Origin of the sequence: Nonomuraea antimicrobica, from assembly GCF_039536965.1 — a bacterium.
GTDB classification, from domain to species: Bacteria; Actinomycetota; Actinomycetes; order Streptosporangiales; family Streptosporangiaceae; genus Nonomuraea; species Nonomuraea antimicrobica.
Genome location: NZ_BAAAZP010000067.1, coordinates 77,140 through 93,471, shown reverse-complemented (window position 1 = coordinate 93,471; position 16,332 = coordinate 77,140). Strand labels below are relative to the sequence as shown.

The window sequence follows — 16,332 nt, the reverse complement described above, 5'->3', positions numbered from 1 at the left end:
CTGGAGGCGGCGACCGCGTCATACTGCGGACCGACGGCAGGCAGATCGGCGGTCGCACACTGACCAGGCCGTTTCTGGGGCCTGCCGGTCGTGACTGGCAGAGACGGCTGTGGCGCGAACAGGGGGTGAGCGCCACAGCCCCTCCCGGCTCGAACTACGCGGTCTCGCGCCCAGGACGAGCGGCCCGCCGCTGTTCACCGGCCTGTTCGTAGGCCCGGTCGAACCCCGCGAGCACCGTGTCCCACGAGCCCGCCGCGGGCGGCGTGGCCCGGTTGTGGGCGGCGATCGACCCGCGCAGCGCCGCGTCGGAGCACAGCCGCGCCACCGCCCTGGCCAGATCGCCCAGCGTACGGCCGAGCAGCCCCTCGGTGCCGTCCGCGACGAAGTCGGCCACGCCGCTCTGCGCCCTGGCCACCACCGGCACTCCCGCCGCCCGCGCCTCCAGCGCCGCGATACCGAACGACTCGCGCGGCGCGGGCGCCACGAACACGTCGGCCGACTCCAGCACCTTGGCGATCTGCTCGCGGGTGTGGCGGCCCGGCAGGGAGACCCACTCGCTCATGCCGTGCCTGGCCAGGAAACGCTCCATCTGGCCCCTGGCCGGCCCGTCGCCGACGATCGTGGCCCGCATGGGGATCCGCGCGGGCACCCGGGCACGGGCGGCCTGGAGCAGCCTCAGCAGGCGTACGGGCTGCTTGCGCGGGGCCAGCCGGCCCACGGCCACGATGTGCACCTCGGCCCGCCCGTCGGGGCGGCGCGCCGGCGTGCCGGGGGGCGGCGCCCAGCCCGACAGGTCGAGGCCGTTGGACACCACGCGCACCGGCACCAGCGGCCCGGCCACGGCGCGGATCGGGACCGCGGCGGCGTTGCTGACCGTGGTGGCCACCAGCCGCCAGCGCTGCCACCCGTACGCCAGCCGCAGCAGCCGGTAGACCCACCGCGTGACCGGATCCCACATGCTGTGCACGGTCACCACGCACGGCACCCCCGCGCGGAAGGCGGCGCGCACCCCCATCCAGGCGAACGGCGAGACCGCCCCCGCGTGCACGTGCACGACGTCGGGACGCGCCGAGGTGATGCGCCGCGTGAGATGCCCCACGCCGAACGGGTGCACGGGCAGGTCGAACGGCATCCTGGCGACGATCCGGTGCACGCCGGGCAGCGGCTCCCCCTTGGTCGCCGTGCCCACGGACACCTCGTGCCCGGCCGCCCGCTGCACGCGTACGAGATCGGCGACCTGGACCTCGATCCCCCCGAGTCGCGGCAGGTAACAGTCACTCACGTGAAAGATCCGCACCCCTCCCAGACTAATCTGGGCCTGTGCCTCCACGTACCGCTGTGTTCTTCCATGCCCACCCCGACGACGAGGCCCTGCTGACGGCGGGCACCATGGCGATGCTCGCGGCCGAGGGACACCGCGTCGTGCTCGTGGTCGCCACCGCGGGCGAGCGCGGCCTGGCCGAGATGGCGCCCGGCGAGGAGCTGGGCCAGGCGCGGCTCGAAGAGCTGTACGCCTCGGCCGCGCTGCTGGGCTGCGCCCGCGTCGAGTGCCTCGGCTACGGCGACTCGGGGCTGAGCCCCAAGGGCGGCATCGCGGAAGAGCGTCCCGACAACGCCTTCATCGACGCCGACACGGAAGCGGCGGCCAAGGCGCTGGCCGCGATCCTTCAGGAGGAGCAGGCCGACCTGCTGGCGATCTACGACCCGGCGGGCGGCTACGGGCATCCCGACCACGTGCAGGTGCATCGGGTGGGCAAACGGGCAGCCAAGATCGCGGGCACGGAGATCGTCCTGGAGGCGACGGTCAACCGCGACCCGCTGCTCTGGCTGCTGCGGGTGGCGGGCAGGTTCTACAAGTTCCCGCCGGAGTTCGACGTGCGGACGTTCGAGAGCGCGTACTCGCCGGGTGAGGCGATCACCCACCGGGTCAACGTACGGAGGTTCACCAGGCAGAAGCGGGCCTCCATGGCCGCGCACGCCTCCCAGGCCAGCGGCGGCGACAGCGACCGCACGCTCGCCGTCATGCTCAAGGTCCCCCGCCCGATCTACCGCTTCGTCTTCGGCACCGAGTGGTACGTCCGCCGCGACCTGCCCCCCGGCACCCGGCTCACTCATCCCTTCGAGCGGTGGCCCAAGTAGTACTCAGGTCTGACGCCGCCGACCACCGCCACCCGGCAGACTGGACCCCGATGAAGAACAAGTGGCTGCAGATCTCCCTGTCGGTGCTGTCGCTCGGGCTGGCCGTGCTGCTCGTGGTCTACCTGCCGCAGCTCGTGCGGGCGCTCACCGGCAAGCCGGTGTCCTGGAGCGAGATCGGCGCGGTGTTCGGCACGCTCGGCGGGGGCGAGATCGCGCTGATGACCGGGCTGTGGCTGCTCAGCCTGCTGGCGTACACGTTCGTGCTGACCAACTCCCTGCCCGGGCTCAACAACCTGCAGGGCCTGGCGCTCAACGCGGCGGGCAGCGCGGTCAGCAACCTGCTGCCGTTCGGCGGGGCCGTGGGGGTGGCGCTGTCGTTCGCGATGACCAGGGGCTGGGGGTTCGGCAGCCGGGCGTTCGTGGTCATGACGCTGGTCAGCGGCATCTGGAACACGTTGTTCAGGTTCATCCTGCCGGCCGTCGGCATCATCGCCCTGCTGATCGCGGGCAAGGCGCCCAACGCGACCGTGGCCAACGCGGGCTGGACGGGCGCGGTCTCCATCCTCCTGCTGTGCCTGGTCGTGGCCGCCGCCCTCTACTGGGAGCGGGCCGCCGTCTGGCTGGGCCGGGCGATCGACGCGGTCACCCGGCTGCTGCGGCTGCGTTTCCACGCCTCCGACGCCTTCCACCGGCTGCGCGCCGACACCGCGGGGGTCGTCCGCCGCCGGTGGCCGGGGTTGTCGCTCGGCATGCTGTTCTTCCTCGGTCTCCAGTGGGCGATCATGACGGTCTGCATGCGGGCCACCGGCGCCTGGCCCGGCCTGGCCGAGTCGATCGCCGTCTTCGCCCTGTCGCGGGTGCTGACCAGCGCCGTGATCACGCCCAGCGGCGCCGGCATCATGGAGAGCGGCGTGGCCGCGCTGCTCATCGCGTTCGGTGTGCCGGCCACTCCGGCCATAGCCACCGCACTGCTCTTCGGCTTCTGGACTTACACTATCGAGATCCCGTTCGGCGGCCTGGCACTGGGCGCGTGGGCACTGCTGCGCAGGCGCAACGGCCGGAACGCCGGCGCGGAGCCCCCGTCCGCGATCTCGAAGGCCGCCCAGTGACAATCCCAAACCCATCAAAGTCCTTGTGCGTGATTCCCAGGCCCGCATAGCGTGGCGGCTGACATGGTGGCGTTCCGAGTTCTGGGGCCAGTCGAGGCGTACGAACACGACGACGAACTCGACCTCGGCGGCTTGCGGCAGCGGGCCGTCCTCGCCCGGCTTCTCGTGGCCAGAGGCCAGGTCGTGCCTGTTGACACGCTTCTTTACGATCTGTGGGACGACGACGCGGCCAAGGGCGCCCAGTCGGGTCTCCAGGTCTACATCTCGCGCCTGCGCAGGGTGCTGGAGCCCGGCCGCCCGCGCGGCGGCCCCAACCGGCTGCTGGTGACGGTCGCCTCCGGCTACGCCCTGCGGGTGGCCTCCGAGCAGGTCGACGCGCTCAGGTTCGAGCAGCTCGTCCGCGCCGCGGGAGAGCATCTGGAGGAGGGCGACCCGCAGTCCGCCCGCGGCCGCCTGGAGAAGGCGCTGGGGCTGTGGCGCGGCACCCCCTACTCCGACTTCGCCGACCAGTCGTGGGCCGAGGCCGAGGTCAACCGGCTGACCGAGCTGCGCCTGGTCTCGCGCGAGCGGCACGCCGACACCGGGCTGCGGCTGGGCCTGCACGCCGAGACCGTGCCCGACCTCGAGGCGCTCACCACCGAGCACCCGCTGCGCGAGGAGGGCTGGCGGCTGCTGGCGCTCGGCCTCTACCGCTGCGGCCGGCAGGGAGACGCGCTGGCCGCGCTGCGCCGGGCCCGCAACATCCTGGCCGACGAGCTGGGCATCGACCCCGGGCCCGCGCTGCGCAAGCTGGAGTCCGACATCCTGGCCCAGGCGCCCGGGCTGGAGCTGGAGCCGCCCGCCCGCGCGCCCAGGCCCGCCCCGCCCGTCACCGACACCTGGCCGCCGCGCCGGGCCACGCCGGTCGAGCCGCCCCCGCTCGAACCAGAGCCGTTCGTGGGCCGCGACGCCGAGCTGACCAGGCTCACCACGGCCGCCTCGCGCACGGGCCGGTTCCAGGTCGCGATCGTGACCGGGGTGGCCGGCGCGGGCAAGACCACCCTGCTGCGCCAGCTCGAAGGCAGGCTCGGCGCCGACGGCTGGACCACCGCCTCGGGCGCCTGCCCCGACTCCAGCGCCACCCCGCCCGGCTGGGCCTGGGTGGAGATCCTGCGCACGCTCATCGGCGTGACCGGCGCGGGCGAATACGGGCAGCTCCTCGCGCCGCTGATCGACGACGCGGCCCCCGACCCGGAGGAAGACGAGGTGTCGGGCGGGTTCCGGCTGCACCGGGCGGTCGGCGGCTACCTGGCCGGGGTGGCGCGGCGCGGCCCCGTGCTGCTGACGCTGGAAGACCTGCACTGGGCCGACGACCAGACGCTGGCCCTGCTGCGCGCGCTGCCCAGCCTGCTGGCCACCAGCCGGGTGCTGCTCGTGGTGACCTGCAGAGAGAGCGAGCTGGACGACCGCCAGTCCGACGTGCTGGCCGCGCTGGCCCGGCTCAGCCCGGTGCGCGTGGGCCTGTCGGGGCTCGACCCGAAGGCCGTGGCCGAGCTGGTCAAGGCCACCTGCGTACGCGAGATCGACGACGACGCGGTCGAGTCGATCGTCGAACGCACCGGGGGCAACCCGTTCTTCGTCCGCGAGACCGTGCGCCTGCTCGACTCCGAGGGCGCGGCCGACCGCGCCAGCGCCACCGAGGTGCTCTCGCAGGTGCCCTCCGGCGTACGCGACGTGCTGCGGCGGCGCATCTCGCGGCTGCCCGCGGGCGCGCAGCAGATCCTCCTCCAGGCCGCCGTGATCGGCCGCGACGTCGACCTCGACGTGCTGGTCGCGGTGGCGGTCGACGAGGAGTCGGTGATCGAGGCCGTCGAGGCGGCGCTGCTGGCCGGGCTGGTGACCGAGCCCGGCCCCGGGCTGCTCAGGTTCGACCACGACCTGGTGCGCGACACGATCTACTCCGACGCCTCCCGGCTGCGCCGCACCCGGCTGCACGCGGCCGTGGCGGCGGTCATCGAGCAGCGCACGCCGTCCGACGTGGCGGCGCTGGCCCACCACTACTACCTCGCCGACGCCGCCGGCAAGGCGGTTCACTACGCGGGGCTGGCGGCCGAGCAGGCCGAGCGGCGCTTCGCCCACCGCGAGGCGGCCACGCTGTGGGAGCAGGCCATCGCCGCGTTCGACCGCTCGCGGGGCGACGAGCAGAGCGGCGAGCAGCGTCCCGAGCGGGCCAAAGAGCGGCTGCGGCTGACGCTGCGCCTGATCAGGGCACTGGCGCTGTGCGGCGACATGTCGGCCGCCCGGGTGCTGCGCCGGCAGGCCATGGACGCCGCGCTGCCGCTGGGCGACCTGGAGCTGACCGCGAAGGTGGCGGCGTCGCTGGCCGTCCCGCACAAGGGCATGGCCCGCGACTTCACCCGCACCGCCTGGGAGATCGTCGACGTCACCGAGAAGGCGCTCATGGAGCTGCCCGCGGGTGAGCAGCGGCTGCGGGCGAGCCTGCTGACCACGCTGGCGCTGGAGCTGGAGGGCTCCTCCTCCCCCGAACGCGGTCGCCAGGCGTCGCTGGAGGCGCTGGAGCTGGCCAGGGAGAGCGGCGACCCGGCGCTGATCGCGGCGGCGCTGAGCGGGCGGCTGCGGCAGTCGTACGACATCCCGGCGGTCGACACGCGCGAGAGCATCGGCAGAGAGCTGCTGGAGGTGGCCCAGCGCTCCGGGCAGATGGCCACGCAGGCGCTGGCCCACCTGGTGCTGCTGGAGTGCGCGGCGGCGAGGGGCGAGTTCACCGCGGCCGACGAGCACGCGGCCGCGGCCGACCTCCTGGCCAGGCAGTACGACCTGTCGGCGCCCGCCGCGGTCGTCGTCTGGTATTCCGGGCAGCGGCTGATGATCGCCGGTGACTACGTGGGCGCCGAGCGGGCCTACCGCGAGGCGGCCAGGATGACCGCGCGGGCGGGCATGCTGGAAGGCCGTCAGGATCTGCCGTTGATCACGACGTTCTGCCTGCATCTGGTGGCGGGCCGGGCGTCCGAGATGGTCGACCTGCTCGCCGAGAAGCACCTGCGCGGCGCCAAGTGGACCCTCGACGCCTACGCGCTGGCCCTGGCCTCGGCCGGGCACCTCAACGACGCCAAGGCCGTGGCCGCCGCCCGGCCGCCGGTGCGCCCCGACTTCCTGTACGAGCTGGCGATGACCTGGCGGGCGCTGGCCGGGATGCTGCTCGACGACCGCGAGCGCATGGTCGACTGCTACGACAAGCTCAAGCCGTTCGCCGACCGGGTGGCGGGGGCCGGCACCGGCGTGGTCGCGCTGTGGCCGGTGGCGCTGACGCTCGGCGACCTGGCCGTCCGGCTGGGGCAGCCCGAGGCCGCGCGCGCCCACTACGAGAAGGCCCTGGAGGTGGCCGAGCGGGTGGGCGTGCCGCGCTGGGTGGAGGCGGCCCGGCAGTCGGTCAGCAGCTCACCTGGAAACGGTCGCTCCTGACCGTCCTGCCGCCGTCGGCCGTCAGTTCGACGCGGTACCACCCGGGGTTGCCCGAGATGCGCGGGCGCCACTCGGCGGCCCGCCCTCCGGTGCCGAAGCCGTCGTGGTCGGACAGGTACGTGCGCCAGGACTTGTCAGCGGGGCTCCAGCGGACGAGCCGCCAGCGGTAGAAGCCCGGGTCGGTGATCAGGGTGCGGGCGGCGTAGGTCTTGGCGCAGCCGGGGCCGCCGCCGGTCATGACGCTCAGGGTGAGCCGGCCGGCCGTGGCCGGGGCGGCGAGCTGCTGAACGGGGGCTTTCACAGGCAGTTCCTGGGCCGACAGCGTGATCGACGTCGCGGGGCGGGCCGTGGAAGTGGCGTTGCCGTAGGCGGTGAAGCCGGCGTACGCGCCGGTGAAGGCCAGGGCGGCGACCAGCAGCTTGGCGGCGTTGGCGGTTCCACTGGTCAGGACGGCTGCGCTTCTGGTCGGCACCTTCACCACCTCTTTCGGTTCCCCCATAGAGTGAGACCGGGTGGTTGAGTCCCGGTTGTCGGCTGGTTGCACCTTTTGTGGCTTCGCTTGCAATCGGGTATGGCACCGTGGCGCGACTTGACCTAAGGTAAGGCTGTCCTAAGGATCGTGGAGGGGTGGGCCTGCAGATGCGGCATGCGATGGTCGCCGTTCCCGCTCCGACGTCGTCGTCCTGGCTGGGGCTGCCGTACTGGCTGGTCGGGGCCGTGCTGATCCTGGCCCTGTTCGGGGCGTTCCAGGTCTACTACTGGGTCGGGCGCAGGCTGGGCGAGAGGCTCTACGAGTCGCGCGTCGGCGTCAAGCTCGGCCGCGCGCGCATCGCCAAGATCGAGCAGGTCGTCGAGCGGTGGGGGGCGCTGGCGGTCTACGGCTGCTTCTGGGTGCCCGTGCTGCGTCACACGCTGCCCTGGGTGGCCGGAGCACTGCGCGTGTCCTACCCCTGGTACGTGGTCGCCAGCGCGCTGGGCTGCCTGACCTGGGCGCCGATGTGGTGGTTCGGGCTCACGGCGCTCGTGTGGGGCTGGCTGGAGCTGGCCGCGCGTTCGCCCGTCACGGCGGGGGCCGTGGCCGTGCTCGGCGTGGCGGTCGTGGCCGCGCTCGTGGTCAGGCGCAGGCGCCGGCGGCGGGCCGCCGAGGACGAGGCCCTGGTCTCCTAGGGCTCACGAACGCACTGGTCGTCGATGGCGGCCTCTGGAGCGTTCCTGCGTACGGTCTCGATGCCGTTCACGCAGGCCACCTTGGAGGGGAACCCCTCCCCCACCGCCAGCGTCTGCCCGTTGTTCGCCACGAGCGCGAAACGGTATCCGCCCTGACCGTCCTCGCTGATGATGAACCGTCCGGCCATGCCCATCACCCCCCGCAATGTCGGATCTATCAATGATTTACCCCCATCTGATGGTGACGCATGGCCGAGTTAGGCAAACGAACCCTTGATCTCCTGCCAACATGTTTGGCATGCGAATTGGGGGTTTGATTAGCTCTGCCGTTGTCGCGCTGGTTGTGGGGTTCTCGTCCCCGGCCATGGCCGCCGACGCTCCGAGCGTGGGGGCCAAGGAGGCGTACGTCGTCGACTCGAACGGCACGGTCCATTACGGCAAGCGGGAGACCCGGCGGGTGCCGGTGGCCAGCCTGGTCAAGATCATGACGGCCTACGTGGTGCTGGGCGAGGCCCGGCCCAGCGACGTGATCACGATCAGCGCGGCCGACGTCAAGTACGCCGCGCGCGGCGGCGCCGCCACGGCCGGGCTGCGCAAGGGCGAACGTTTCACGGTCAAGGACCTGCTGTACGCCCTCATGCTGCCCTCGGGGGCCGACGCCGCCAACGCCCTGGCCAGGCATTATGGGCCCGGCAAGACGGCCTTCGTGGCCAAGATGAACCGCACCGCCCGCGAACTCGGTCTCACCGACACCCGCTACACCAACGCCGACGGCATGCCCACGCCCGCCAACGGCGGCTACTCCACGGCCTTCGACCAGGCCAAACTGGCGCAGGAGGCGCTGAAGAGCAGCGTCTTCACCGACGTGGTGGGGAGCACGGTGCACAAGGTGTCCAAAACCGCCGTGCACCGGGCGCACACGTGGCGCAACACCAACAAGCTGCTCACGCGGGCGGACGACGTGCTGGGCGTCAAGACCGGCTTCACGAGCGCGGCCGGCTACTGCCTGTTGTTCGCGGGCGAGCGCAACGGCGTGCAGATCGTGGGGGTGCTGCTGGACGACCAGAACGAGCGGCGCTTCACCACGGCCGAACGACTGCTGAACTACGCGGGCGACCAGATCTCCCTCGGCTGACAGGAGCCACCCGGGCTCGCCAGCCTGGCGGGCCCGGTGGTCGGCAGGCCCGGTGGTCGGGCGGGCCCGGTGGTCGGGCGGGCCCGGTGGTCGGGCGGGCCCGGTGGTCGGCAGGCCCGGTGGTCGGCAGGCCCGGTGGTCGGGCGGGCCCGGTGGTCGGGCGGGCCTGGTTGTGAGGCGGGCCCGGTGGTCGGGTCGGCCCGTGCCTGGTGGCCAGGTGTGAGTGAGCGTGTTCATCGGCCGGATGCAGGGCGGGTACGTGCCCGCAGGGCTGGTCAGCCGAAGGTGATGCGGCCGGTGCCGGGCAGGGCGGCCATGCCCCGGGTGGCGCAGCCGAGGATGGCCGTGGCGGGCGTAATGCCGCCCCGCACCCGCTCGCCCACCAGCCATCCGGCGCTGACGGTGCCGGTGAGCAGCGTGTCGGCCGGGTGCTGGGCCACGAGGCGGTCGGCGCGTACTCGCAACCTGGAGGTGCCGACCGGGCGGGCCGTCGCGTCGAACCAGGTGATCACGGCGCTGCCACGCACGTGACGGGCACCCGCGCAGGACGCCTGCGCGGTGGCGCGCACCCCCGCCCACCCCGACCGCAGGAACGCGGCCGAGCCGTCGGGCGAGGTGCACCCGGTGAGCTCCAGGTTGGCCCGCGCCGCGACCCGCCGCGGCGTCAAGCCCACCTTCGGCGCGAACGTCATCGGCCGCCCGGCGGGCGTGGAGACGGCACAGGTCAGCGCGGCCGGCTCGGCCCGCGACACGCCGGGAGCCATCCACGCCGGGCCAGGCGTCAAAGCGGAGGCCATCCGGGCCGAGCCCGGCGTGGAGCCCGGCGTGGAGCCCGGCGTGGAGCCCGGCGTGGAGCCAAGAGCCGTCGGGTCGTGGGACGCCAGCGTCAGTGCCGGTGCCGGTGCCGGTGCCGCTACCGGTGCCGATGTCAGTGACGGGGCCGGGTTCAGGGACGCCGTGGCGGCGAGTGCGATGATCCAGGCCACGTCCACAGGCACCTCCCGGCCGCACGGCACATAGACGATCGGTGATCGATCGCTCACATTGTGCATCATCCGGCGGCACGACAGGCCGGGTCGAGCCGGTCGGCAGTCCACCGCAGCGAGTACGCCAGCCGCACCCGCGCCCTCCCCACCGCCCTCGCCGAACCCTCCGCCCGGTCCGGCCGCCGCGGCGCGCCTGGCAGCGCCTCCTCCAGCGACCCCCGATGCCCCATCGCCGTCATGTGGGCGAGGACCTGCATGGCGTCCATCGTCGACCCTCCTTCACCAGTGGAGCTTAATTGATTAAGAGCTTAATTGATTAAGAAGGGCGCGGCAAGGTCCTCCGATACGGTTGGGGAATGGCCAAGGTCACGCTCCAGACGATCGCCGACCGCCTCGGCGTGTCGCGGGCCACCGTGTCCTACGCCTTCTCCCGCCCCGACCAGCTCAGCGACGGGCTACGACGGCGGATCCTGGAGGTGGCCGACGAGCTGGGCTACGCGGGCCCCAACCCGACGGCGCGCTCGCTGCGGCTGGGGCGGGCGGGCGCGCTCGGGCTGCTGTTCAGCGAGACGCTGGCGTACGCGTTCGCCGACCCGTACGCGATCGGGTTCTTCCAGGGCCTGGCCACGGCGGCCGAGGACGCCGGCGTGGGCCTGCTGATCCTGCCCCTCCCCCACGGCGACCGGCGCACCGACACGGTGAGAGACGCAGTCGTCGACGCGTTCTGCGTGATGTCGCTGCCCGACGGGCATCCGGCGCTGGCCGAGGTGCTGGCCAGGCGGCTGCCGGTGGTGGTGGTCGACGAGCCGTACGTGCCGGGGCACCCGTTCCTCGGCATCGACGAGCCGGCGGCGGCCGGGGCGGCGGCGCGGCACGTGCTGGGGCTCGGGCATCGGCGGCTGGGCGTGGCCATGGTCGGGCTGCACGAAGACGGCCACACCGGCTGGGCCGACGGCGAACGGCAGGAGAGCACGGTCTTCGAGGCCATGCGGGCGCGGCGCGGCGGCTACCAGCGGGCCTGCGAGGAGGCGGGCCTCGACTGGGGGCGGGTGCCGTTCTACGAGGTGGCGCGCAACTCGCGCGAGGCCGGGCGGCGGGCCGGGCACGCGCTGCTCGGCCTCGACCCGCGGCCGACCGCGATCCTCACCAACACCGACGTGCTGGCGCTCGGGGTCCTCGACGCCGCCGCCGACCTGGGGTTGGAGGTGCCGGGAGACCTGTCGGTGGTCGGGTTCTCCGACAGCGCGGCCGAGGAGGCGGGGCTCACCACGATCCGGCAGGCCAAGCAGGAGATGGGCGAGGCGGCGGGCCGGCTGCTCCTGTCGGGCGCCGGGGCGGCTCCTGAGCGCCGGCTCTTCCCGTACGAGCTGGTCGTACGCGCCTCCACGGCCGCGCCGCACGGCTGATCACCGGTGTCCGGTGACCTGGCAATCCGCAACAATCCGTGAAATCCTCGCGAAATCCGCCCGTCTCTCATCGCCGCAGGTAGGGTAGGCGCCACCCCCCTCCCCGAAGGACAGCGTCATGGCGGAATTCCTCGAGGTCCACACGACGATCGAGGGTCAGGAGAGAGCGGCCGAGCTGGCGCACGGCATCCTCCTCGCCGGCCTCGCCACGTCGATCGACATCGCCGAAGTCCCCCATCCGGCCCCCACCCCCGACGGCACCGCCTGGCAGCTCACGCTGATCACGACGGAGCGGCAGGTGCGCACGCTGGAAAGGCACATCAGGGAGACCGGCGGCGAGCGGGCCATCGACCGCGAGCCGGTCGTTCACGACGGCGACGGCCATCCCGACTGGCTCGCTGGCGAACAGCCCTGATCCCGCCCTCGGGGGGCACGGCGCGAGGCGCCTCAACGCGCACCCGGCGATCAACCGGCCGCCGTACGCATGAGCCCGTGGCAGGCGATCGCCGCGGCGGCCACCACGTTCAGCGAGTCGACCCCGGTGGCCATGGCCGCCGCGCTCATGGGGATGCACACCGCGAGGTCGGCCTCCGCCAGCCAGTGCGACGACAGCCCGTCGCCCTCCGCGCCCAGCAGCAGCGCCACCCGGTCGGCCGGCGGGACCCGGTCGAGAGGGGTGACCGTCTGGTCGGGGGTCAGGGCCAGGGTCTGGAAACCCGCGTCGCGCAGCCGGGCCAGGCCCTCGAACCAGTCGTCCATCCGCGCGTACGGGATCGAGAACACCGCCCCCATCGACACCTTCACCGCCCGCCGATACAGCGGGTCGGCGCAGCGGGGCGAGAGCACGACGCCGTCCACGCCGAGCGCGGCGGCCGACCTGAAGATCGCCCCGACGTTGGAGTGGTCGACCAGGTCCTCCAGCACCAGCAGGCGGGTAGCGCCTTTGAGCAGGGTGTCCACGGCGGGCAGGGGGAGGCGCTCCATCGAGGCCAGGGCGCCCCGGTGCACCTGGAAGCCCGCGATGCCCGACATGATCTCGTCGCTCACCACGTAGACCGTCGCGTCGCCGAGCACGTCTTCCAGCGAGGCCAGCCAGCGGCGGGTGGTCAGGACCGAGCGGATCGGGAAGCCGGCGCCGATGGCCCGCCTGATCACCTTCTCCCCCTCGGCCAGGAACAGGCCGCGCTCGGCCTCGATGCTCTTGCGCAGCTCGACGTCCCTCAGCCGGGTGTAGTCGGACAGGCGGGGGTCGTCGGCGTCGGTCAGGTACTCAAGCACCTTCCGATACTGCCATGCGCCGCCTGACCTGCCAGACCAGCGCGTAGCAGACCAGCACCAGGCACAGGCCGATCACCGTGCCCGCGCCCGTCTTGGTGAGCACGCTCGCGAGGCCGAACTTCGGGTTCGGCTCGTCCACGAGGGGCCACAGGTGGGCGCCGGCCACGACGCCGACGGCGGCGGCCGACAGGACGACCCCGCGGGCGCGCACAGACATGCGCAGCCGCGACGGTACGGTCGCCACCGCCATCCCGGACAACGCCCGCCACCCCCACCAGACCACCACGACCAGCCCGATCGCGGACGAGACGTACTGCAGCAGGCGGAACAGCCTGATCACCCCGAAGACGGAGACGGACAGCCAGGCCCCCCACTCCGCCGGGCCGGTGGAGTGGGTGAAGGAGTCCCACAGGACGTGGGTGGCGGCCCCGACGACCGCTCCCGCGGCCATTGGGAGCAGGCGCAGCCGCTCGGGGGCCAGCAGGGCCGCGCGCCCGGCCAGCGACGGCGGGAGCAGGGCGATCAACGGGTCACGCAGGACGAGGTGGAAGAGCGGCAGCAGGATCAGCACCGCAAGTGGGTTGATCGTGACCACGCCCAGCCAGGAGTGCCACACGGTGTAGTCAGGCAGGAACGGCAGAAATACCGCCAGGTCGGGCACCATCGCGCCCATCGCGAGCGCCCAAGGGTCGAGATACCGGCGTAAACGGGACGACGACCTGATCAGTGGCAGTACGGCGGCGATGTGGCTGGGCGTGAACGGCATGGGACCCCCCTCGTGATCAAGGCTCATTATGCGGCCGAAGATTGGCCGGCCTTTGTCGCCACACGACCAGATCACGGTCCGTGATGGGTACGGTACGTAACGCTGTCGACGGCCGGATAGCCGGGAGTTCGGGGGTTCATGGTGCCTGATCAGCGGATTCTTGAGCATCCGGCCGCGTCAGCCGAATGGCTGCGCGCCGCGCGCTCCGCGCGTTCGCTCTCCGTGGTCACGCTGGCCTGGCTGGGCGTGGAGAGCACGCTCGGTCTGGCCGCGGGCCTGGCCGCGCACTCGGTCGCGCTCATCGGCTGGGGGCTGTCGGCGGTGGTGGAGGCGGCGGCCAGCCTGATCGTGGTGTGGCGGTTCACCGGTACGCGCACGTCGTCCCCCAGCGCCGAGACCACGGCCCGGCGGGCGGTGGCGGTGAGCTTCTGGCTGCTGGCGCCCTACCTCGTGATCCACGTCGCGCACGACCTGGACGCCGGGCACCGGGCGACGCCGAGCGTGCTGGGGATCGTGGTGACGACGTTCAGCCTGGTCAGCATGCCGGTGCTGGGCGTGGCCAAGCGGCGGCTCGGGGCGCGGCTGGCCTCGGCGGCCACGTCGGGCGAGGGCACGCAGAACCTGATCTGCGCGGCCATGGCGGCGGGCGTGCTGGCCGGGCTGTGGCTCAACACCGTGGGCTGGTGGTGGGTGGATCCGGTCATGGCGGTGGCGCTGGCGGCGGTCGCCGTACGGGAGGGCACGCGCGCCTGGCGCGGTCACATCTGCAGCCACTGACGGCCACTGACGACTGCCACTGACTGCGGCATTGACGGCTGCCGCCGACCGCCGTTGACAGGCGGAACGCCGGTCACGCATGCCGCAAATGGCCGTGACACAGCGTAGTTGTTGCACCAAAAGAGGTGTTTTGCCACACAGACCCCACCGAGTATCGTTCCCGGAGTATCGCGGAGCTTCTCCCGCTAGGGTCTCCGGAAGGTCCTGAGGACACCAAGAGGACAACACTCAAGAGGACACCAAGAGGACATCGTGGGGCGACACCGCACAGACGATCTCGACGGCGCGTACAGAGCCGGCGAACCCCCGGCACGCAGGCGGTCCAGGAACAGCCGCGGCCGGGTGCTCGTACCGCTGGCCGGGGCCGTCGCGCTGGCCGTGCTCCTCGGTGTCGCCGCATTCGTGATCTTCAACCGCGACCACGACTGCTCCGGCGGGAAGCTCCCCCTGCGCGTCGTCGCCACCCCCGACATCCAGCCCGCCCTCAACAAGATCGCCGGCAACTACAACAAGGCCATGCACCCGATCGACGGCAAGTGCGTCGAGGTGACGGTGGCCGGGGAGAGCGCGGCCAGGACCGCGAACGCGCTGGCGGCCGGCAAGGCGGCCGCCGACTTCTGGGTGGCCGACTCCAGCCTGCTCATGGAGAGCATGCGCGACAACCCGTCGGGCGCGGCGCTGCCGCAGGTGGAGGGCTCGATCGCGACCTCCCCCGTCGTGCTGGCGGCGGCCAAGGCGTCGGCGTCGAAGCTGTCCGGGGCGCTGCAGCCGAGCTGGGAGGCCATGATCTCGGCCGCGAACGTGGCCAACGTGGACGGCCCGGGCAAGAAGGTACGCGTCCTCGCCCTCGACCCGCAGAAGAACTCCGCCGGCCTGGCGGCGCTGCTGGCCGCGGCCGGCACGGCCAAGGAGTCGGGCGAGGACAAGGCGCTGGTCGGCGCGCTCAAGGAGCTGTCGGGCCAGCTCGCGCCCGACTCGGCGGCGCTGTTGGCCAGCCTCACCGTCAAGTCGGGCACCAAGATGCCCGTGGGCGTCACCTCCGAGCAGGCCATCTACGCGCACAACACCAGGAAGCCGGAGGCGCCGGTCGTCGCCCTCTACCCCAAGGAGGGCACGCTCAGCCTCGACTACCCGGTGACGATCCTGACCAAGGACCCCGAGGTGCTGAAGGCGGCGACGGACTTCAAGCAGGACCTCACCTCCGAGTCGGCCAAGAGGATCCTGCGGGACGCCGGGTTCCGCGGCACGGACGGCCTGGCGGGCGACGCGCTGTCGGAGGAGAAGGGCTTCACCGCCGAGACTCCCGCGGCGCTGGACCCGCCGGACGGCGCGACCGTGACGCGCATGGTGCAGACCTGGACCAGGCTGAACCTGGGCACCCGCCTGCTCACCCTGCTCGACGTCTCAGGCACGATGGCGCTGCCGGTGCCCGGCACGGGCATGACCCGCATGCAGGCCATCAACAAGATCGCCACCGAAGGTCTCGAACTCTTCCCGGCCGGCTCCGAGATGGGCCTGTGGACGTTCTCCACGCATCTGGACGGACAGGGCAAGGACTGGAAGGAGCTCGTCTCCCTCGGCCCGCTCACCGAGTCGACCGACGGGACTCTGCGCAAGGAACTGCTGGTCAAGACCTTCACCCAGATCCAGGCCAAGGCCACCGGCGACACCGGGCTGAACGACACGGTCAAGGCGGCCTACACCCAGCTCACCGAGGACTTCAAGCAGGACAAGGTCAACACCCTGCTGATCCTGACCGACGGCGCGGGCAACGACGACCCGGACGGCGGCGTCGGGAACGCCGAGCTGCTGCGGTTCCTGAAGGAGACCTACGACCCGAAGCGGCCGGTCAGCATCCTGCTCATCGCGTTCGGGCCGGACGCGGAGAAGGGCAGGCAGCGGATGCAGGCCCTGGCCAAGGCCACGGGCGGCGAGGCGTACATCGCCGAGAACATCCTCCAGGTCCGCGACTTCTTCCTCCAGGGCATGGAACGCCGCCTCTGCATGCCCGACTGCGACGGGTGACCGCCGGCGGACACGCCGGGCGCCATGCCTATTGGGCATGACGGGCGAACCTGGTCAATCGAGGCCGCGTCCTCTCCGCGTG

16 protein-coding genes are annotated in these 16,332 nt (G+C 72.4%); 9 read left to right on the top strand and 7 right to left on the bottom strand.

Annotated elements, in window-relative coordinates; translation table 11 throughout:
* Window positions 1-154 precede the first annotated feature (154 nt).
* The gene (locus ABD844_RS17140) at window positions 155-1,282 is read right to left on the bottom strand and encodes a glycosyltransferase (protein ID WP_344878027.1); all 1,128 of its coding nucleotides are present in this window, start codon (window positions 1,280-1,282) and stop codon (window positions 155-157) included.
* Window positions 1,283-1,320: 38 nt separating this feature from the next.
* On the opposite strand from ABD844_RS17140, the gene ABD844_RS17135 reads away from it, so the two are divergent.
* The 3 genes from ABD844_RS17135 (at window position 1,321) to ABD844_RS17125 (ending at window position 6,710) form a co-directional block, all read left to right on the top strand.
* The gene (locus ABD844_RS17135; RefSeq protein ID WP_344878025.1) at window positions 1,321-2,139 is read left to right on the top strand and encodes a PIG-L deacetylase family protein; all 819 of its coding nucleotides are present in this window, start codon (window positions 1,321-1,323) and stop codon (window positions 2,137-2,139) included.
* A 50-nt stretch (window positions 2,140-2,189) separates the two neighbouring features.
* Window positions 2,190-3,248, top strand: coding sequence for a lysylphosphatidylglycerol synthase transmembrane domain-containing protein (locus ABD844_RS17130; RefSeq protein WP_344878023.1), 1,059 nt, complete (start codon window positions 2,190-2,192; stop codon window positions 3,246-3,248).
* 63 nt (window positions 3,249-3,311) lie between these two features.
* Window positions 3,312-6,710, top strand: a complete 3,399-nt coding sequence (locus tag ABD844_RS17125) for an ATP-binding protein (RefSeq protein ID WP_344878021.1) — start codon at window positions 3,312-3,314, stop codon at window positions 6,708-6,710.
* On the opposite strand, the gene ABD844_RS17120 is transcribed toward ABD844_RS17125, so the two are convergent.
* Window positions 6,679-7,182: a hypothetical protein gene (locus tag ABD844_RS17120; RefSeq protein ID WP_344878019.1), complete on the bottom strand. Its 504-nt coding sequence runs from the start codon at window positions 7,180-7,182 to the stop codon at window positions 6,679-6,681. The genes ABD844_RS17125 and ABD844_RS17120 overlap by 32 nt on opposite strands.
* Window positions 7,183-7,337: 155 nt before the next feature.
* Here ABD844_RS17120 and ABD844_RS17115 point away from each other — a divergent pair, with 155 nt between their 5' ends.
* On the top strand, window positions 7,338-7,877 hold the full coding sequence (locus ABD844_RS17115) for a DedA family protein (protein WP_344878017.1): 540 nt from the start codon (window positions 7,338-7,340) through the stop codon (window positions 7,875-7,877).
* On the opposite strand, the gene ABD844_RS17110 is transcribed toward ABD844_RS17115, so the two are convergent.
* Window positions 7,874-8,065: a YegP family protein gene (locus tag ABD844_RS17110; protein WP_344878015.1), complete on the bottom strand. Its 192-nt coding sequence runs from the start codon at window positions 8,063-8,065 to the stop codon at window positions 7,874-7,876. The genes ABD844_RS17115 and ABD844_RS17110 overlap by 4 nt on opposite strands.
* A 176-nt stretch (window positions 8,066-8,241) precedes the next feature.
* Here ABD844_RS17110 and ABD844_RS17105 point away from each other — a divergent pair, with 176 nt between their 5' ends.
* Window positions 8,242-9,012 (top strand): D-alanyl-D-alanine carboxypeptidase family protein, encoded by a 771-nt coding sequence (locus ABD844_RS17105; protein WP_344878013.1) that lies wholly within the window; start codon window positions 8,242-8,244, stop codon window positions 9,010-9,012.
* 275 nt (window positions 9,013-9,287) lie between these two features.
* On the opposite strand, the gene ABD844_RS17100 is transcribed toward ABD844_RS17105, so the two are convergent.
* Entirely contained in the window at window positions 9,288-10,055 is a 768-nt protein-coding gene (locus ABD844_RS17100) for a hypothetical protein (protein ID WP_344878011.1), read from the bottom strand.
* Between the two features lie 8 nt (window positions 10,056-10,063).
* The gene (locus ABD844_RS17095; protein WP_344878009.1) at window positions 10,064-10,264 is read right to left on the bottom strand and encodes a hypothetical protein; all 201 of its coding nucleotides are present in this window, start codon (window positions 10,262-10,264) and stop codon (window positions 10,064-10,066) included.
* A gap of 90 nt (window positions 10,265-10,354) precedes the next feature.
* On the opposite strand from ABD844_RS17095, the gene ABD844_RS17090 reads away from it, so the two are divergent.
* The gene (locus tag ABD844_RS17090; RefSeq protein ID WP_344878007.1) at window positions 10,355-11,404 is read left to right on the top strand and encodes a LacI family DNA-binding transcriptional regulator; all 1,050 of its coding nucleotides are present in this window, start codon (window positions 10,355-10,357) and stop codon (window positions 11,402-11,404) included.
* A 118-nt stretch (window positions 11,405-11,522) separates the two neighbouring features.
* A complete protein-coding gene (locus ABD844_RS17085; RefSeq protein WP_344878005.1) occupies window positions 11,523-11,819 on the top strand; it encodes a hypothetical protein in 297 nt (98 codons plus the stop codon).
* Window positions 11,820-11,869: 50 nt separating this feature from the next.
* On the opposite strand, the gene ABD844_RS17080 is transcribed toward ABD844_RS17085, so the two are convergent.
* Window positions 11,870-12,682 (bottom strand): TrmH family RNA methyltransferase, encoded by an 813-nt coding sequence (locus tag ABD844_RS17080; protein WP_344878003.1) that lies wholly within the window; start codon window positions 12,680-12,682, stop codon window positions 11,870-11,872.
* Window positions 12,675-13,448, bottom strand: a complete 774-nt coding sequence (locus tag ABD844_RS17075) for a DUF4184 family protein (protein WP_344878001.1) — start codon at window positions 13,446-13,448, stop codon at window positions 12,675-12,677. The genes ABD844_RS17080 and ABD844_RS17075 overlap by 8 nt, the downstream gene beginning before the upstream one ends.
* A gap of 138 nt (window positions 13,449-13,586) precedes the next feature.
* Between ABD844_RS17075 and ABD844_RS17070 the strand changes: the two genes are divergently transcribed.
* A complete protein-coding gene (locus ABD844_RS17070; RefSeq protein WP_344877999.1) occupies window positions 13,587-14,225 on the top strand; it encodes a cation diffusion facilitator family transporter in 639 nt (212 codons plus the stop codon).
* Between the two features lie 342 nt (window positions 14,226-14,567).
* A complete protein-coding gene (locus ABD844_RS17065; protein ID WP_344877997.1) occupies window positions 14,568-16,250 on the top strand; it encodes a substrate-binding domain-containing protein in 1,683 nt (560 codons plus the stop codon).
* The last annotated feature ends 82 nt before the right edge of the window (window positions 16,251-16,332 follow it).